General features: G+C 61.8%; 1 protein-coding gene and 1 pseudogene. Both read left to right on the top strand.

The features are described from left to right. The coding region (locus AC1DS3_RS39095) for an EthD family reductase (protein ID WP_477129422.1) at positions 1-218 on the top strand (218 nt) is incomplete at its 5' end. 275 nt (positions 219-493) lie between these two features. Further along, positions 494-712 (top strand): annotated as a pseudogene (locus AC1DS3_RS39100) (transposase); the annotation flags it as partial. Positions 713-899 lie beyond the last annotated feature (187 nt).

The following is an 899-nucleotide window of genomic DNA, read 5'->3' on the forward strand; positions in this document are numbered from 1 at the left end:
AGATCGCCGGCCTGCGACGCTACGAGGTCAGCAGCGGCTCGGTTGCAAGCCCGGCCGGCGATTCGCCATTTCACCTGGCTGCGGTGCTGAGCTTCGATTCGCTGGCGGCGCTCCAGCAGGCAATGGCTTCGCCTGAGGGCGCCGCCGCAGCAGCTGACGTGGCCAATTTTGCCCAGGCCGGTGTTGACATGCTCATATTCGACACGAAGGAAGTTTAGGCCGGCAGTTCACGACCCATTTTCTGCGCGAGGGGGATGTGCACGCTGTCACAACGGCCATGGCAGGCGCCCGGGAGTTGTGGCCACACCGCGAGGGACGCGTGCATGTGATAGCGGTTTGGGCGAATCTTCGCATGCCCCCAACTTCATGCCATCGGGCATGGACCCCACCGCGGCGTCCCCAATTCTCGACGCCGTCGCATGCCTCGAAACTGGCGGGGTCGTTTTCTTGTGCTACCCGACGCGGAAAAACTCTACCGTCCGCCCCGCATTGAAGGACCGGACGCCCACCATTTCCGATCGGGACGATGTTGCGCGTTCACTTCCTGCAGCAGTGGTTCGGCCTGTCAGATCCGGCCATGGAAGAAGCGCTTCATGATGTGCCGCTCTATCGCGAGTTCGCTGACCTGGACGATGCCATGGCGCGGTTGCCAGACGAAAGCACGATCTTGAGATTTCTTCACTTGCTGGAGCGGCACGACTTGGCCGCCCAGCCGGGTCAGGTCACCAAGTCGTTTCGGTGACCGCTCGCCTGGCGCATCGCATTGCCGCATTCTTCAGGACGTCAGGCCTCTGGCGCGGAGCCAATTCAGCCACGCTTGATCTTCGATCTCGTACGACCCTCGCGACTCTTTCCATACGATCTCGCGCTCACGAAGGGCGTCAATCGCATTTTGAACC

Source organism: Cupriavidus sp. 01L46, assembly GCF_056399905.1.